The sequence below is a fragment of the Mycobacterium sp. JS623 genome (genome assembly GCF_000328565.1).
Classification (GTDB): domain Bacteria; phylum Actinomycetota; class Actinomycetes; order Mycobacteriales; family Mycobacteriaceae; genus Mycobacterium.
On sequence record NC_019966.1, the window covers coordinates 3,271,776 to 3,285,991 of the forward strand.

Consider the following 14,216-nt stretch of genomic DNA (forward strand, 5'->3'; position numbering starts at 1 on the left):
GCGCTACAGCCACGCCTTACCGGCACCATAACGTTGCGTTATCTACGGCTCACCCGGCTCGGTGAGCTGCACGCCGAAGCCCGGATTTTGCGGACAGACGGCGTGAAGACCTATGCCGTCGGCCACCTGGCCGACGACGAGGGCATCACGGTCGAAGCCGAGGGCGTGTTCATCCGGCCGCGGTGGGCCCGCGACTGATTCGGGTGCTGGCCGCCGGCTGCCGGTGAGCGGCGATCCCCGCCAGGCTTCTGGTGATCGTCGCGACCTCGGCTACCAGTACCCGCGCCGCCGCATTGTCGGCGGCAAGCCCCGCTCCCTGCTCACGAACCTGTTGATTCGCCGCGGTCAGCTCTTCGATGTCGACCGTCCACGGCGTGGCGGCACTCGGAGGTGCTCCGCGTAGTGCATCGACGTAATCGTCAACGGCTGCAACGAATTCCGGCGTCAACGCCGTCGCGGGTTCATTGGACAGACTGGTCTCAAGCGAGGTGCACGCACTGGTGACTGCGTTCAGCGCTGCGCGGTATGACCGTAGCCATCGCCGCAGTTCGCGTGAATCTGCACGCGTCGCACCGGATGCCGCCTCGAACGCCGCGCGGGCCCGGAACGCTCGCTGCCATGCCGCGGACAGCGCCTCGGCGGGGTGATCCAGTTGGTGCACGAACGCCTTCACAACCGCGGCTGCGTAGTCGATCTCGGATTTCAACAGTTCACCCGCGCGCTGGTGCAGCCGGATCAACGCGTGATCGGGCAGCACCACATGCGCCACCACGGCCAGACCGCAGCCGATCACCACCGCGAACAACAGGTCTTTCACGTCCGCGCCTGCCGCCGCCGGGTTGATGTCAAGGAAAAACATCACCGCCGCGGCGATGGCCGCGCTCACCGCAAGGTAGCCAAAGCGGATGACGAAGTACGTCACCGCAAGAAATGCGACCGCCACGACCGCAGCCGGTGACCCTGTCGGCTGCCACACCAGTGTCACCGCCGACGCGATCACAATTCCCAGGGCGATGCCCGCCGCCCGCCCGACGCAGCGCGTATAGGTGTGTGCAGTCTCGGGGCGCAGCACCATCAACACCGTCAACGCGATCCAGTGGCCGTGCGCCACTGCGCCGAACCGATCCGCCGCCACCCCCAGCGCCGTAGCCGACGACAACCGCACGGCATGCCGCAACACCGGCGACGTCGTCGTCAGGTGGTGACGCGCCGCGCCGACGCCCGCCAAAAGTGAGCCTGCGAGATCGGGACGGCGGAATTCGCCGAACCGAGAGGCGAGGGCTTCGTGCATCTGTTGTGAAAACCGTTGCGCGACAGCCACATGCGGACCGGTGACAGCAGCCGCCGTGGCGTCGACGCGCGCCAGCGCGTATTCGGCGTCCCGCCGCGCGGTGTGATGATGGTTTGCAATCGCTTCCAGTAAATCTGCGCCGGGCGCGAGCAGCAGAGCAACCGTTTCATCGCCGCCACGTAGCGCAGCCAGCGTCGCGGCGATCCGCTCGGGCAGCCGGTAGCCGCCCTGGTACGCCAGCGGCCGTTGGGTCGCCTGGCTGTCGACGAATGCCTCGCGCAGCCAGGTGAGTGGGGCGGTGATGGCGACGGCGGCGTCCCGGTCAGCCGCGATGCCGCGGGCATCGGCGGCGAGTCCCCGGTACACGCGCGTCAACACGTCGCGCTGAACGCGCGATCGCTGCGGCGGCCACACCGCGATAAGGGCCGCCTGAATGCAGCCGGCCGACACGGTCAGCAACGTCGCAAAAACCACCCCGGCGGCCGTCGGCGCAACCGGAGGTGAGATCACCAACAGGGCGGCGCTCGCGGCGGCGACCAGCGCCGGTTTACCGCCCAGCGCCCATTGCATGGCCGCCGCGAAGCACCAGATCGCGACGACGACGATGAACAGAGCGCTGTAAGGCGCGGTCAGCGCGCCGAGGAACACAGCGGCGCCGAGTTCCAGCGACACGACGATGACCAGCGGCACTCGCCCAGCTGGGCTGTCCTGCATCGCGATGGCACCGGCGATCGCCGCCGCTCCCGAGGCCCAAACAGCTGCCGCCGGCGAGGCCGACGCCAACGCGACCGCCACGATCGCAAGCACCCCGAGCAAGCTGCGCGACACCGCACCGATATCCGGCGTCGTCTGTCGCAGGACCCGGGTCCACGCCCAGCCCGCCGGGGTGATCACACCGCTGCCGGTGGCCATCCGTTTATTTTGACCCCATGCCGGTAGTCGATCGGGGGAGTACACGCCCCAAACACTGTGTCAATTGCGTCGAGCAAACGCTTTGCGGCACAGCACATACCATTGGCGCCGAATTTGGCCTACGAAAACCATGCTCGGAGGTACGGTCAGCTAACCGGATCAGCTGACCAAGTCGGAGGTGCCGATGGCCGACAACGCCAACGGCGTTGCTGATTTTCATCTGAAGTCCCGGATCCCATGCAGTTCGCGTTATTACCCCCCAGTTATTTTTTGCGCGCCGTTGCGCAGCCTGTCCGAAAAGCGAAGGGAGCTCACATGAGTACGGCCGCGGAGCGCGCAGCCCAACTGGAACTCGTCGCCCGGCTCAAGTCGGCCTATCCCGAGCTTCCCGACGCGCCGACGCCCGACATGTTGGACCACGACCGCATCACCGCATATCTGAAGCCCGTCCATGACGTGGGCGGTGAACCGGATGCACCGATGAAGTACGAGAACAAGCAGTACGAGCTCTGGGAGCACATGACCTACGTGATCTGCGAGGTGCTCGCGTGGCGGGGGATTTGGCTTTCGGAGGAACGGCGGCGCATCGGCAATGTCGACGTCGGTCGCGCCGAGTATCTCGGGCTGCCGTACTACGGTCGCTGGCTGCTCGCCGTCGCGCGTGTGCTCGTCGAGAAGCACCACATCGGCCTGACCGAGTTGAGCGAACGAATGGCCGAGGTCAAGGCTCGCTACGCCGGCGGCCTCGACGGAAAGACACTCGAGGCCAAGCCGAAATCCGAGGGCGACGGCTCTCAGGTCAAACGCAACGAGCACCACAAGCGCGCGGTCGGCAAGGGCGACCCGCAGGTATACGCGGGTCAGGCGGGCGCGCCCAAGTTCAAGGTCGGCGACGCGGTGGTGGTGCGCGAGCTTCCGGTGATCTTCTACACGCGCACCCCGGAGTACGTGCGTGGCGCGAAGGGTGAAATCGCCGCAGTAGCCTACGAAAGCCCGGCCGCCGAGGACGAGACATGGGACCGCCCGGCGACGCCGGAATGGTTCTACGTCGTACGGTTCAACATGTCCGACCTCTGGTACGGCTACACCGGCACCACCGATGACGTCGTCCAGACCGAGATTCCCGAACACTGGCTCGAACCCGCCAAATAAGCTGCCCAGAAAGGATTTTGAATGACGGGTCACGATCACGACCACGATCGCACCGTGAAGCCGATGGTCGACGAGATCACCGACTTCGAAGTGCTTGAGATCGCGCTGCGCGAATTGTGTATCGAGAAGGGCATTTTCACCGCGGAGGAACACCGCCGCTTCACCGAGTTCGCCGAACAGATCGGCCCGACGCCCGCAGCACGTCTGGTCGCAAGGGCGTGGCTCGACCCCGAGTTCAAAAAGCTCGCGCTCGCCGAACCGATGACGGCCAGCAAGGAGGTCGGCGTCGACTGGATGGAGCCGACTGGGTTCGGCACCCCAAGCGATTTCACCGCCTTCCAGATCCTCGCGGATACGCCAACGGTGCACAACGTGATCGTCTGCGCGCTGTGCTCGTGCTATCCGCGACCGATCCTCGGCAACTCGCCCGAGTGGTATCGCACGCCGAACTATCGACGGCGCATGGTCCGCTGGCCCCGCCAGGTGCTCGCGGAGTTCGGGCTCTATCTACCCGACGAAATCTCCATCCACGTCCAGGATTCCAACCAGAAGCACCGGTTCATGGTGATGCCGATGCGCCCCGAGGGCACCGACGACTGGTCCGAAGACCAACTCACCGAAATCATCACTCGCGACTGCCTGATCGGCGTTGCGCTGCCGAAGGCGGGCGTCACCACCAACGTCATCACCGACACCCGTCCAGCCGTTCACCCGGGGACCGCAGGATGAACGAGCGCATCGAAACGCTCGAGGAAATCGTCGTGCGCAATCAGGTCTGGCCGGTGATGGCCGCCAAGTACGGCGTCGAAAATCCCGTGCCGCCGTGGAAGACCAGCCTCGACGGTCTGTGCGACGCGCTCGACCACGCCGCGTGCGACGAGAACGTCCCCAGCTTCAAAGAGCGGCGCGACGAGGAGGACACGCTGTCCGCATCCGTCTACGCGGATCTGCCGTATCCGGAGAGCCAGCTCGTTGCGCTGGCGCATTCGTTGGTGGCTCGCGGCATCATCGACGAAGCGGAGCTCAAACACCGGCTCGCGAGCATCCGCGAAAGGCTCGAGGCCTAGATTCGACTCGTGGAGAAAGTCATCATCACCCTGCGGGGTGCGGACGCAGACGACGCGTGGTGCAGCCGTCTGCACGAGGACGTCGCCGCCGAACTACTCGACTCGGGTGTGCCGGGGCTCGCGGTCAACGTGCGTGACGCCCCCGTGCGGGACTCGTTGATGACACTGACGACGCTGGCGCCGCCGGTGGTTGGATTCGTGACGTTGTGGACGCAGCAGTCGTACGGCGATCAGGTGACCTCGACGATCACCCGGCTGGAAAAGGAATGCGACTGCGTCGCCGCGTACCTGGTGACCGAATCGGTGCCGCTGCCGCCGCCGGACACCGCGCTCGGAGAGCGCACTCCCGGCCTGGCGAACATTGCGCTGCTGCGCAGGCCGGCCGATCTCGACGAGGCGACCTGGCGGCAGCGCTGGCACATCGACCACACACCGGTGGCCATCGAGACGCAGTCGACCTTCGGCTACACGCAGAACACGGTGGTGCGTTCGCTGACACCAGGTGCGCCGGTCGTCGACGCGATCGTCGAAGAACTCTTTCCGATCGAGGCGACCTCCGATCTCCAAGCCTTCTTCGGGGCCGCCGACGACGACGATCTGCGCCATCGGATGGAGCGCATGGTGGCAAGCACCACCGCCTTCGGCGCGAATCGCGACATCGACACGGTCCCGACGAGTCGGTATGTCCTCCGGACGCCGTTCGCGGGGAAGGACATCTGATGACGACGCTCGACGAAGCAATCGCACTCGCCTCCGACGAAAGCGGCCTGCGGTGCTCTCGACACTGCGCGCCGACAACACCATCCAGGCGTCGAATACGACCGGGTGATGGCCGTACAACGGCCAACGGTGGTGTTGGTCGCACCCACCCGGGTGTACAGCAACGGTTAGCGCATACGCTTCTGGCGTGATCCTGCAGATCTCTGACCAGAACCGAGTGCGCACGCTCACCCTGAATCGGCCAGACACCCTCAACGCGTTCAACGAGGAGCTCTACCACGCGACCGCGATGGCGCTGCGTGACGCCGCGAACGATCCCGATGTGGCAGTCGTATTGTTGACCGGCGCGGGACGGGCGTTCTCCGCGGGCAACGACCTCAACGAGATGCAGCGACGCATCACCGATCCCACATTCAATGAGCAGGGCAGCCACTTCTCCACGATGATCGATGCGCTCGCCGAGCTGCCCAAGCCGCTGATCTGCGCGGTCAACGGGCTCGGAGTGGGTATCGGCGCAACGATCTTGGGCTACGCGGATCTCGTGTTCATGTCCTCGACGGCCCGGCTGAAGACACCGTTCACCAGTCTTGGTGTGGCGCCGGAGGCGGCGTCGTCATATCTGCTGCCGCAGTTGATGGGCCGGCAAAACGCCGCGTGGCTGCTGATGTCCTCGGAGTGGGTCGACGCCGCCGAGGCGCAGCGGATGGGGCTGGCGTGGAAGGTGTGCGAGCCGGACGAGCTGTTGCCCGAAGCCCGCCGCCACGCCGAAGTTCTTGCCTCCCGCCCGATTTCGAGCCTGATGGCGGTCAAGCAGACAATCGTCGAACCAACACGCGCAGAGATCGCCGCCGCCACTGCCAGGGAGATAGCACAATTCGCCGAATTGCTCGGCGCGGCCGCCAACGCCGATGCGCTTGCCGAGTTCACCCAAAAACGCACGAGCTGACATGACCTCCCGTCCCGCAGCGGACGAGATTGCCGCGCTGCTCGAGCCGATTGCGCGCCAGCGGATCGCAGGCGCCGCGGACGCGCGCATCGCCAACTGGCTTGCCGCCGAGCGCGGCCTGTCCACCGAGACGTTCCTGTTCGACCTTGAGCATGACGACGACCCAACGACGCTGAAACAGTTGGTGTTTCGGCGGCCGCCCGAGATCAGTATCTTTCCGGACTACGACCTGACGCGTCAGGTCATGGTGATGAACCGGCTTCGCGACACCCCGATCAGCGTGCCGACCGTGTACTGGCTGGACCGCGAAGGCACCGACCTCGGCACGCCGTATTACGTGATGGAGCAGCTGCCGACGATCGGCACCGCCGCCGACTACCCGTCGTATCACTCGCATGGCCTGTACTACGACGCGACTCCCCAACAGCGATCCACGATGTGGTGGGGCTGCGTGCAGGCGATCGCCGACGTGCACGCGCTCGATTGGCGCAGCCTACGGCTGGAAAAGTTGCTGATGCCACAGCGAGGCGAGCATCCGCTCGAGCAGGTCGTCGAGTACTGCGATGAGCTGCTCACATGGGGGTCGCCTGCGAGCAGGCCCAAGGAGCTGGTCGACGCGGTGAAGTGGTTGCGCGACAACGTCTATGAGCCCGAGCATCTGGTGTTGTGCTGGGGCGACAGCCGACTGTCCAACGTCCTTTACGGACCGGACTATGAGGTCACCGCGGTGCTCGACTGGGAGCTCGCCTACATCGGTGACCACGAGGCCGATCTGGCGTGGCTGCTGTTCGTCGACTGGGCCTGCGCGGAGTATCAGGGCGTACCCCGCCTGGACGGGACGCCGAGCCGCGAGGAAACCATCGATCGCTACGAGCAGTTGTCGGGGCGCACGGTGCGGAACCTGCGCTACAACGAAGTGCTCGCCGCGGTCGAGCTCGGTATCCCGGTGTCCCGGTTGGAGACCCGGCTGCGAAACCAGGGACTGCTGACCGGCGATCTCGCGTTGACCGGGTTCTGTGTCGAGCGAATCCGACAGCTGCTCGGCTAGTGGCTGACGGTTTGCGCGGCGCGCCCCGCGTAATGGGCTTCGATGATCGCCCGCAGGGTGCGCCTGCACCGTCCGCAGTCGCCGCCCGCACCGCAGGCCTCTGCGATCTGCTTGGACGTCTTCGCGCCGTTGGCCACCACTTCGTCGACGACGTGGCTGGTGGTCCCAGTGCATAGGCAGACGAACATCGCGATCAGACCCGCTCGCCGATTCTGACCAGGTGCGCGGAATTGCCGACGAATTGAGTGGTGCCCATTGTCACCATTACCCCGCCGGGTTCCCAAATGTAGGGCAACACATGATGGCTACCGATTGGTTCGCGGTGTGTATTGGGCCATTTCCACATCCGGTTGACGTCCTCGACCCGAAGTTCACAGGCCGAAATGAATGAGTGCAGATCAAACTCACCCATCGGTTCCCTGTCTGGTCGAAGCGGCTGCAGTGTTAGCGCAGTCTAACCTTACTTGGCGTAGCGGGTCCAGGCTGGCCTCCTGATCTGCACACCCCCGCGGCGGAACGACTGGTGGGGCATGGAAACACGCCTGCCGCAAGGGCAAAGATGGGCTCGTGCGCCATGCAGGCACTAGATTGGTGAGGCGCTACAGACAGCCCAGCTTGATCCAGCCCTCACGTTGCTTAGGAGCGACCATGCAAGGCGATCCGGACGTTTTGAAACTGCTCAACGAGCAGTTGACGAGCGAACTCACGGCGATCAACCAATACTTTCTGCATTCCAAGATGCAGGCGAATTGGGGATTCACTGAGATCGCAGAACACACCCGGAAAGAGTCGTTCGAGGAAATGCAGCATGCGGAGGCAATCACCGACCGCATTCTCATCTTGGACGGGCTGCCGAATTATCAGCGCCTTTTCTCGCTGCGGGTCGGCCAAACCCTGCGCGAGCAGTTCGAAGCCGACCTGGCCATCGAATACGAAGTAATGGCGCGGCTGAAGCCGGGCATCGTGATGTGTCGTGAGAAGGAAGACGCCACCTCCGCGAACCTGTTCGAGAGGATCCTCGCCGATGAAGAGGAACACATCGATTACTTGGAGACCCAGCTGCAGCTGATGGACAAGCTCGGCGAGCAGCTCTACCTCGCACAGTGCGTGTCGCGGCCACCGACCTCGCTCTAGACCCCGTTTCGCATCTCCCCGCGCGGCAACCCTGACTCGCGGACCGCGACCGTAACTTTTCTAGCTTGACTAACGATATGGGCTGGAGAATGGGTCGCCGAGGAGAGGCAGGTATGACAACAACGGCACCGACGGCCGCCGCCGCGGATCCCGAATCCGGCGGCGCCCTGATCAGCCCGCAGCGCCGCAACTTGATCTTTGTTGCGGTATTGCTCGGCATGCTGTTGGCCGCGCTGGACCAGACGATTGTCGCCACCGCGCTGCCGACGGTGGTCGCAGACCTCGGCGGCGCGGGCCACCAGTCATGGGTCGTGACCAGCTATCTGCTGGCGTCGACGATCGTCACTGCCGTCGTCGGCAAGCTCGGCGACCTGTTCGGCCGCAAGGTCGTCTTCGCTGCGGCGATCGTCTTCTTCCTGGGCGGCTCGGTGCTGTGTGGGTTGGCGGGGTCGATGACCATGCTGGTGGCGTCGCGGGCGCTGCAGGGCATCGGCGGCGGCGCCATCATGGTGACCGCCACCGCCCTGATAGGTGAGGTCATCCCGCTGCGGGACCGCGGGCGCTATCAGGGTGCGCTCGGTGCTGTGTTCGGCGTCACGACGGTGGTGGGGCCGTTGCTCGGCGGCTTCTTCACCGACCATCTCAGCTGGCGCTGGGCGTTCTGGATCAACGTGCCGGTGGCCGTGGTGGTGTTCTTCGTGGCGATCGCGGCGATACCGTCGCTCGGCCGGACCGGCCGCCCGTTGATCGACTACGCCGGCATCGTGTTCGTGGGTGTTGGCGCCTCGGGACTCACGCTGGCCACCAGCTGGGGTGGCACGGAATACGCCTGGGGTTCACCCGTCATCATCGGGCTGTTCGTCGCCTCCGCCGCGGCGCTGGCCGTATTCGTATGGGTGGAAAGCCGTGCGGCAGAACCGATCCTGCCGATCCGGTTGTTCCGCAGCCCGGTGTTCACCGTGTGTTGTGTGCTGTCGTTCATCGTCGGGTTCGCGATGCTGGGTGCGTTGACCTTCCTGCCGACCTTCATGCAGTTCGTCGACGGCGTATCGGCAACGGTGTCTGGGCTGCGTACGCTGCCGATGGTCGCTGGTCTGCTTCTGACTTCGATGGGCAGCGGCGTGCTGGTGAGCCGCACTGGCCGCTACAAAATCTTCCCCGTCGTCGGGACCGCGGTGATGGTTCTCGGATTCGTGCTGTTGTCGCGGATGGATGCGACGACCCCAATAATGTTGCAGTCGTTGTACCTGTTCATCCTCGGCACCGGGATCGGCATGTGTATGCAGGTGCTCATCCTGATCGTGCAGAACACCTCGAACTTTGCCGATCTCGGGGTGGCGACGTCCGGCGTCACGTTCTTCCGGACCATCGGAAGCTCTTTCGGCGCAGCGATTTTCGGATCGCTGTTCACCAACTTCCTGCAGGACCGCATCGGTCCCGCGCTGGCCGCCAGCGGGGCACCACCTGCGGCCGCGCAGTCACCGCAGGTGTTGCACCAATTGCCGCACGATGTCGCCGCGCCGATCGTCGACGCGTATGCGGATTCGCTGGGCATGGTGTTTCTGTGCGCTGCTCCGGTTGCGTTCGTCGGATTCATCGTCGCGCTGCTTCTCAAAGAGGTTCCGCTGCGCGAGATGGACGCCGTCAACGCCGTCGATCTCGGCGAGGGCTTCGGCATGCCGAGCACCGACTCGCCGGACAAGGTACTGGAGACCGCCATTGGCCGGATGATGCGGAATTCACCGGAGATCCGGCTGCGCAGCATCTGTGAACGGCAGGGCTGCGAACTCGACGTCGCGCGACTGTGGGCGCTGATCCAGATCTATCGGCACAATCAGGTTTTCGGGTCGGCGCGGCTGACTGGGATCGCCGAGCGGTTGCGGGTGCCGTGCGAAATCCTCGAGCCGACGTTCGATCGGCTGGTCGACACGGGCTACGCGCTGCGCACAGGTGATCTGTTGTGGCTGACCCAAGCCGGGGCCAGGCAGGTCGATGCGGTGTCGTCGGCTTTGATCAACCGGATCATCGAGAAGCTGGCGTCCTCGCCAACCTTCGAGGGGCGACCGGACCGCGTCCAGGTCGAGGCGGCGCTGGAACGCATCGCGCACCGCGTCCTGGTGCAGCGCGACTGGGACGACGAACGCAAAGAGCTCGCGACAGCGAGCTGAACAGCAGGTTCAGGGTGATTTCTAGAACGCGTTCCACTTTTGTCGCCGCACGCGTACGATTCGGCCATGAGCCGAATTGGACCCTTCGCTGACGACGACGCGGCCGCCTGGGTGGCGAAGTCCCCCGACATCGGTATCGCCATGGCCGGCTTCACCAACGCGGTCTACAACAAGAACCGGCTGCCGATGCGGGTCCGCGAGTTGGCACGGATGGTCATCGCCCTCGACAACGAATGCGTGGTCTGCCAGAACACCCGCGACTCCGACGGGATCGCGGCAGGCGTCGACGAGGACCTCTACGACCACGCCGCCGAATGGCGGACGTGGCCTGGCTACAGCGCTCAGGAGCGCGTCGCCGCCGAGTTCGCCGAGCGCTTCGCCAGTGACCACACGGGCCTGCGCGACGACGAGGACTTCTGGGCCCGCTGCAGCGAGCAGTTCAGCGACGAACTGCTGACCGACCTGGCGCTGTCGTGCGCGATGTGGCTGGGCATGGGCCGAATGCTGCGCACGCTCGACATCGGCCAAAGCTGCAAGATCACGCTCTGATTCGCGGCTAGCCGCTGCAGAATGGCTGTCATGGCAGCCAAACCGCTGGCCGCTGCGGCCATCGCCCAATTGGAGGCCGACGGGGTCGCCACGCTGATCGGCACGGTCGTCAACCCGGCCGGGCTCACGCACGCCAAGACGGTTCCGCTGCGCAGGATGGGCACATTCGCGGATCCGGGACTCGGTGCAAGTCCTGTGTGGCACGTGTTCGCGATCGATCAGGTCGGCACCGTCTTCGGGGAGAAGACAGGCGTCGTAGGGGATCAGCGCATCCGGATCGACCTGGGCGCTCTGCGCATCCTCGGCGACGGATTAGCTTGGGCTCCAGGTGCTTTCTTCAATCAGGACGGCTCACCCGACCCGTACTGCAGTAGGGGAGCACTGAGCCGGGTGCAGCAGCGACTTGTGGATGCGGGCATCGAGACGCTCGTCGGGCATGAGTTGGAGTTCGTTCTCGTCGCACCCGACGGCAGCCGACTCCCTGCTCACATGTGGGCGCAGTACGGCCTGGCGGGGGTCCTGGAGTTCGAGGGCTTCATACGCGATGTCACCGATGCCGCCACGGCTTCCGGTGTTCCGATCGAACAGTTCCATCCCGAGTACGGGCTGAATCAGTTCGAGATCTCGCTGTCACCGCAGTCGCCCGTCGCGGCCGCCGACCAACTCGTGCTGATGCGCATCATCATCGGGCGGGTGGCGCGGCAGTACGGGTTGCGCGTCAGCCTGTCACCGGTGCCCTTCGCGGGCAGCGTCGGATCGGGTGCCCATCAACACTTTTCGATGAAACACGGCGAGACGCCGTTGTTCTCCGGTGGCGATGGCGCCGGCGGGATGACAACAGAGGGCGAGTCCGCGGTGGCCGGCCTACTCGCGGGTCTGCCCGAGGCACAAGGCATCCTGTCCGGATCTGTGGTGTCGGGGCTGCGGATGCAGCCTGGATTCTGGTCGGGCGCATACGTCTGCTGGGGCACCGAGAACCGGGAAGCCGCGGTGCGCTACTTGATCGGCGGCCCCAGCAATCCACAAGGCGCGAATGTCGAAGTAAAAGTGATCGACCCGTCAGCCAATCCGTACTACGCGACCGCAACGATCCTCGGCCTCGCCCTCGACGGCATCGAGCGCGAACTGCCGTTGCCACCCGAGACAACGGTCGACCCCGCCAAGCTCACCGACGACCAGCGCACGCGGGCCGGAATCAAGTTGTTGGCCTCGAGCCAAGCCGAGGCTCTGGATGCGCTCGACCAATCCGCCTTGATCCGCGGCATTCTCGGCGACGATTCGGTGGACGCGGTGCTTGCGGTGCGGCGTTACGAACAACAAAACTACGGCGAGCTCAGCCCGGCGGACCTTGCCGACAAGTTCCGGCTGGCCTGGAGCGTATGACGTCACGTGCTGGACGGCTTCGTCGGCTCCCGGGAGTGGAGCGAGGCGGACGCCGGGTCTACGGGCTGGCCTGACTACCGCACGCCGCGGATCAACCGCCCGGGCCTGGCTCCTGTGTCGACGCCGTGGCGGCGGGTGACGGCCCCACTGACCACTGTCGCGTCGTAGCCACGTGCGCTCTGGATCAACCTGCGACCGCCGGCGGGCAGGTCGTAGGTCATCTTCGGCAGCTCGAGGTTGAGCGCATCCATATCGATGACGTTGATATCCGCCTTCTTGCCAACCTGGATCACGCCGCGATCTGACAGGCCGAAAAGGGTTGCGGTGTCCAGCGTTTGCTTACGCACGACGTACTCGAGCGAGAGCTTCGGGCCACGGTGCCGGTCGCGCGCCCAATGAGACAGCAGGAACGTGGGGTAGGAGGCATCACAGATCAGCCCGCAGTGCGCACCGCCATCGGAGAGGCCCGACACCGCCGCGGGATGTGTCAACATCTCGTAGATGGCGTCGTGGTTGCCCTCGGCGTAGTTGTAGAACGGCAGCATCAACATCGCGCCAGCATCGGACTCGAGCATCAGGTCGTACATGGTGGCCAACGGACCCTGTCCGCGGCGCGCGGCGATGGCGGCGACGGTCTGATCAGGCGTCGGTTCGTAGTCGAGCGGGAACCCCAACGGATAGATCTTGTCGGCGCTGTGCTGAATCAGGCCGTACATCGCGTCGAATAGCACCGCCGGGTCCGGCGGCAGATCCGACTCGGCCAGAATCGCGGCGCGGACAGCGGGGTCCGCGAGCCGGTGGGCCAATTGCTCGCGATCCAGTTCCGCCTTGAGCTTGCGGTAGGTCGGTCGGTGCGTGAACGCGTGGTAGCCAGGGAAGCCGAACAGCATCCCGAACGGCCGGGCCGCGATCTGCGCGTAGACCTCGATGCCGTTCTCGACCGCCTTGCCCGCGCGCTCCAGCATCTCCTTCCACAGATCCGGCGCGCCCGGCGTCTGGATCATCGCGAACGACACCGGCCGCTCGATCTCGCCCGCCAGCTTCGTCATCCACTCGAGTTCGCGAATCGACGCCTCGGCGGGACTTTCACCGGCCACGCCCTGCGGCGCCACCTCGAACACTGCGCGGCCACCGGCGGCCATCGCCCGACCGAGCCCGAACAGCTCCTGTTCGGCCGCGTAGGTACCCGGCACCGCTTCACCGCCGATGGCACGGTGGCCCTCGGTGCGCGACGTCGAAAAGCCAAGCGCCCCAGCCTCGATAGCCTCCTGCACGATCCGGGCCATCGCCGCGATGTCGTCGTCGGTTGCCACCTCGTTGCGGGCGCCGCGGTCGCCCATTGCATAGCCGCGTACTGCGCCGTGTGCGATCTGGGTACCGAAATCGACGGCTAAGGGCCGCTTCTCGATGGCGTCGAGGTATTCGGGGAAGCTTTCCCACTGCCAGGTGATGCCTTCGGCCAGCGCACTGCCGGGGATGTCCTCGACGCCTTCCATCAATTCGATCAACCACTGCTCGCGGCCGGGGGTGACGGGTGCGAAGCCCACGCCGCAGTTGCCGCCGACCACGGTGGTGACGCCGTGCAGACTCGACGGCGCCAAGAGCGGATCCCAGCTGACCTGGCCGTCGTAGTGAGTGTGGATGTCGACGAACCCCGGTGCCACAACGCGACCTGTCGCATCGAGCGTCTCGGCGGCGTCACCTTCAAGCACAGTGTCGTCACCATTGCGCCGGCGCACTTCGACGATGCGGCCGCCCTTGATGGCGACGTCGGCGCTGAACCGCTCAGCGCCCGTTCCGTCGACGACCGTTCCGCCGGTGATCTTCAGGTCAAACATCGCTGCTC

The 14,216-nt window shown here is 65.3% G+C and carries 14 protein-coding genes and 2 pseudogenes; 12 read left to right on the forward strand and 4 right to left on the reverse strand.

Annotated elements, in window-relative coordinates; all coding sequences use genetic code 11:
• Nucleotides 1–9: 9 nt before the first annotated feature.
• Nucleotides 10–198 (forward strand): annotated as a pseudogene (locus tag MYCSM_RS36000) (PaaI family thioesterase); the annotation flags it as partial.
• Here the strand turns inward: MYCSM_RS36000 and MYCSM_RS16035 are convergent.
• Nucleotides 170–2,203 carry an FUSC family protein gene (locus MYCSM_RS16035; protein WP_015307210.1) on the reverse strand — a complete coding sequence of 678 codons (2,034 nt, stop codon included), beginning with the start codon at nucleotides 2,201–2,203 and terminating at the stop codon, nucleotides 170–172. The pseudogene MYCSM_RS36000 and the gene MYCSM_RS16035 sit on opposite strands and share 29 nt — an antisense overlap.
• A gap of 315 nt (nucleotides 2,204–2,518) precedes the next feature.
• On the opposite strand from MYCSM_RS16035, the gene MYCSM_RS16040 reads away from it, so the two are divergent.
• The 7 genes and pseudogenes from MYCSM_RS16040 to MYCSM_RS16065 all read left to right on the forward strand — a co-directional run bounded on the left by MYCSM_RS16040 (nucleotide 2,519) and on the right by MYCSM_RS16065 (nucleotide 7,136).
• Entirely contained in the window at nucleotides 2,519–3,355 is an 837-nt protein-coding gene (locus MYCSM_RS16040) for an SH3-like domain-containing protein (protein WP_015307212.1), read from the forward strand.
• 21 nt (nucleotides 3,356–3,376) lie between these two features.
• Nucleotides 3,377–4,084 (forward strand): thiocyanate hydrolase subunit gamma, encoded by a 708-nt coding sequence (gene scnC, locus MYCSM_RS16045; RefSeq protein WP_015307213.1) that lies wholly within the window; start codon nucleotides 3,377–3,379, stop codon nucleotides 4,082–4,084.
• Nucleotides 4,081–4,422: a hypothetical protein gene (locus MYCSM_RS16050; RefSeq protein WP_015307214.1), complete on the forward strand. Its 342-nt coding sequence runs from the start codon at nucleotides 4,081–4,083 to the stop codon at nucleotides 4,420–4,422. Before scnC ends, MYCSM_RS16050 begins: the two co-directional genes overlap by 4 nt.
• Nucleotides 4,423–4,431: 9 nt before the next feature.
• Nucleotides 4,432–5,142, forward strand: coding sequence for an EthD domain-containing protein (locus MYCSM_RS16055; protein ID WP_015307215.1), 711 nt, complete (start codon nucleotides 4,432–4,434; stop codon nucleotides 5,140–5,142).
• A gap of 78 nt (nucleotides 5,143–5,220) precedes the next feature.
• A pseudogene (locus MYCSM_RS37805) lies at nucleotides 5,221–5,313 on the forward strand (pyridoxamine 5'-phosphate oxidase); the annotation flags it as partial.
• Between the two features lie 16 nt (nucleotides 5,314–5,329).
• Nucleotides 5,330–6,088 (forward strand): enoyl-CoA hydratase/isomerase family protein, encoded by a 759-nt coding sequence (locus MYCSM_RS16060; protein WP_015307216.1) that lies wholly within the window; start codon nucleotides 5,330–5,332, stop codon nucleotides 6,086–6,088.
• 1 nt (nucleotide 6,089) lies between these two features.
• Nucleotides 6,090–7,136 carry a phosphotransferase family protein gene (locus tag MYCSM_RS16065; RefSeq protein WP_015307217.1) on the forward strand — a complete coding sequence of 349 codons (1,047 nt, stop codon included), beginning with the start codon at nucleotides 6,090–6,092 and terminating at the stop codon, nucleotides 7,134–7,136.
• Here MYCSM_RS16065 and MYCSM_RS16070 read toward each other — a convergent pair.
• Together MYCSM_RS16070 and MYCSM_RS16075 are read right to left on the reverse strand one after the other, a co-directional pair.
• Nucleotides 7,133–7,324, reverse strand: a complete 192-nt coding sequence (locus tag MYCSM_RS16070; protein WP_015307218.1) for a (2Fe-2S)-binding protein — start codon at nucleotides 7,322–7,324, stop codon at nucleotides 7,133–7,135. The two genes, MYCSM_RS16065 and MYCSM_RS16070, sit on opposite strands and share 4 nt — an antisense overlap.
• A 5-nt stretch (nucleotides 7,325–7,329) precedes the next feature.
• Nucleotides 7,330–7,548: a hypothetical protein gene (locus MYCSM_RS16075; RefSeq protein WP_015307219.1), complete on the reverse strand. Its 219-nt coding sequence runs from the start codon at nucleotides 7,546–7,548 to the stop codon at nucleotides 7,330–7,332.
• A gap of 236 nt (nucleotides 7,549–7,784) precedes the next feature.
• On the opposite strand from MYCSM_RS16075, the gene bfr reads away from it, so the two are divergent.
• The 4 genes from bfr (at nucleotide 7,785) to MYCSM_RS16095 (ending at nucleotide 12,370) form a co-directional block, all read left to right on the forward strand.
• On the forward strand, nucleotides 7,785–8,270 hold the full coding sequence (gene bfr / locus MYCSM_RS16080) for a bacterioferritin (protein WP_015307220.1): 486 nt from the start codon (nucleotides 7,785–7,787) through the stop codon (nucleotides 8,268–8,270).
• 113 nt (nucleotides 8,271–8,383) lie between these two features.
• The gene (locus MYCSM_RS16085; protein WP_015307221.1) at nucleotides 8,384–10,438 is read left to right on the forward strand and encodes an MDR family MFS transporter; all 2,055 of its coding nucleotides are present in this window, start codon (nucleotides 8,384–8,386) and stop codon (nucleotides 10,436–10,438) included.
• A 66-nt stretch (nucleotides 10,439–10,504) separates the two neighbouring features.
• On the forward strand, nucleotides 10,505–10,987 hold the full coding sequence (locus MYCSM_RS16090) for a carboxymuconolactone decarboxylase family protein (RefSeq protein ID WP_015307222.1): 483 nt from the start codon (nucleotides 10,505–10,507) through the stop codon (nucleotides 10,985–10,987).
• 21 nt (nucleotides 10,988–11,008) lie between these two features.
• Nucleotides 11,009–12,370, forward strand: coding sequence for a glutamine synthetase family protein (locus tag MYCSM_RS16095; RefSeq protein WP_015307223.1), 1,362 nt, complete (start codon nucleotides 11,009–11,011; stop codon nucleotides 12,368–12,370).
• Between the two features lie 74 nt (nucleotides 12,371–12,444).
• Here MYCSM_RS16095 and MYCSM_RS16100 read toward each other — a convergent pair whose 3' ends face one another.
• Nucleotides 12,445–14,208, reverse strand: coding sequence for an N-acyl-D-amino-acid deacylase family protein (locus MYCSM_RS16100; RefSeq protein WP_015307224.1), 1,764 nt, complete (start codon nucleotides 14,206–14,208; stop codon nucleotides 12,445–12,447).
• Nucleotides 14,209–14,216: the final 8 nt, after the last annotated feature.